Below are 2,086 nucleotides of genomic sequence, written 5' to 3' on the forward strand. Positions count from 1 at the left end.
CCCCCGCCGGGAGCGGGGCCGCTGCCGTTCCCGGCCCCGCGGCGGCCGGTGACAGCGGCGTGACAGCGAACCGACAGCGCACCGCACCGGCCGACAGGGAGCTGACAGCCGGGGCGGACAGCCTGGGGGCATGACACGAATCGCGACAGCCCCGAACGACCGGGGAACCACTTCCGGGAACGCCGTGGAGGTGCGGGGCATCGTCAAGCACTACGGCGAGACGAAGGCCCTCGACGGGGTCGACCTGACCGTCCGGGAGGGCACCGTGCTCGCCCTGCTCGGCCCCAACGGCGCGGGCAAGACCACCCTGGTGCGCGTCCTCTCCACCCTGATCAAGCCGGACGCCGGCACCGCGTACGTCGGCGGCTACGACGTGCTGCGCCAGCCCAAGCAGCTGCGCCGCACGATCGGCCTCACCGGCCAGTACGCCTCCGTGGACGAGCTGCTCTCCGGGTACGAGAACCTCTACCTCATCGGCCGGCTGCTCGACCTCCCCCGCCGGGAGGCCAGGGCCCGGGCCGCCGAGCTGCTGGAGCGCTTCTCGCTCACCGAGGCCGCCAAGCGGACCGCCAAGACCTACTCCGGCGGCATGCGCCGCCGCCTCGACCTGGCCGCCAGCATGATGGGCCGCCCCCGGGTGCTCTACCTGGACGAGCCCACCACCGGCCTGGACCCGCGCACCCGCAACGAGGTCTGGGACGAGGTGCAGCGGATGGTCGCCGAGGGCAGCACCGTGCTGCTGACCACCCAGTACATGGAGGAGGCGGAGCAGCTCGCGAACGAGCTGACCGTCATCGACCGCGGCCGGGTGATCGCCAACGGCGCCGTCTCCGAGCTCAAGGCCAAGGTCGGCGGCCAGACCCTCCAGGTCCGCCCGGCCCACCCGGCCGAGCTGCCCGAGATGGCCCGCTGCCTGCGCGAGAGCGGCGTCCTCAACGCCACCGTCTCCACCGACACCGGGCTGCTCGCGGTGCCGATCACCGGCGAGGAGCAGCTGACCGCGGTGATCGGCGTGCTCGGCACCCGCGGCTTCGCCATCGCCGGCATCGACACCAAGGTGCCCAGCCTGGACGAGGTCTTCCTCGCCATCACCGGCAAGCCCGCGTCCGCCGCCGTGCCCGCCCCCAGCCTCGCCAAGGAGCCCGTCGCATGACCACCGCCACGCTCACCCCCTCCCGGGCCCGGGACACCCGGCCCCCGGCGGAGGACTCCCGGATCGGCCTGACCGGCACCCTGCGCCACGTCGGCGCGCTGACCCGGCGCAACCTGATGCGGATCAAGGCCGACCCGGAGTCGATGTTCGACGCCGTGCTGATGCCGGTCATCTTCACCGTGCTGTTCGTCTACGTCTTCGGCGGCGCGATGGCCGGCGACCAGGACACCTACAAGCAGTACCTGATCCCCGGCCTGCTCGGGCAGACCGGCCTCACCCTCGCGATGGCCGTCGGCACCGGCCTCAACAGCGACTTCCAGAGCGGCGTGATGGACCGCTTCCGCACCCTGCCGATCGGCCGGGCCTCCGTCCTGCTGTCCAAGATCGTCGCCGAGACCCTCCGCGGGCTGCTCTCCTTCGCGATCCTGATCGGCTTCGCGATGCTGATCGGCTTCGAGGTGAAGACCGGCCCCCTGGAGGTGCTGGCCACGATCGGCCTGGCCCTGCTGTTCGGCATGTCGATCGTCTGGATCTCGATGCTGCTGGGCATGGCCCTGCGCAGCGCCCAGGCCGTCCAGGGCGTGGCCATGCTGGTCCTGATGCCGATGCAGTTCGGCAGCTCGATCTTCGCCCGGACCGACACCATGCCGGGCTGGCTGCAGTCCTTCACCAAGATCAACCCGCTCTCGGCGCTGGCCGACGCCTCCCGCTCCCTGCTCAACGGCACGGGCCCGGTGGCCCACCCGGTGATGATCGTGCTGATCTGGTCGGCCGGCATCACCGCGGTCTTCGCCCCGCTGGCGGTCGCCCGGTTCCGCAAGCGGACCTGACCCCCGTGAACACCGTCGGCTTCCCCGGCCCGCACCGGGGACGGCGGACGGGCAGGACGGCCGGCCGCCCCGGACAGGCGCCGGCCGCAGTACGGGCCCGTGC

The 2,086-nt window shown here is 72.5% G+C and carries 2 protein-coding genes; both read left to right on the forward strand.

The window, feature by feature from the left end:
* Positions 1-130 precede the first annotated feature (130 nt).
* Positions 131-1,153, forward strand: a complete 1,023-nt coding sequence (locus ACFU6K_RS37690) for an ATP-binding cassette domain-containing protein (protein ID WP_380670970.1) — start codon at positions 131-133, stop codon at positions 1,151-1,153.
* Positions 1,150-1,983 carry an ABC transporter permease gene (locus ACFU6K_RS37695; protein ID WP_380670972.1) on the forward strand — a complete coding sequence of 278 codons (834 nt, stop codon included), beginning with the start codon at positions 1,150-1,152 and terminating at the stop codon, positions 1,981-1,983. The genes ACFU6K_RS37690 and ACFU6K_RS37695 overlap by 4 nt, the downstream gene beginning before the upstream one ends.
* Positions 1,984-2,086 lie beyond the last annotated feature (103 nt).

Origin of the sequence: Kitasatospora sp. NPDC057512, from assembly GCF_042802135.1 — a bacterium.
Taxonomy (GTDB): domain Bacteria; phylum Actinomycetota; class Actinomycetes; order Streptomycetales; family Streptomycetaceae; genus Kitasatospora.

Coding starts and splice junctions, on each gene's coding strand:
- ACFU6K_RS37690 (WP_380670970.1), top strand. CDS start 131: ATGACACGAATCGCGACAGCCCCGAACGACCGGGGAACCACTTCCGGG.
- ACFU6K_RS37695 (WP_380670972.1), top strand. CDS start 1,150: ATGACCACCGCCACGCTCACCCCCTCCCGGGCCCGGGACACCCGGCCC.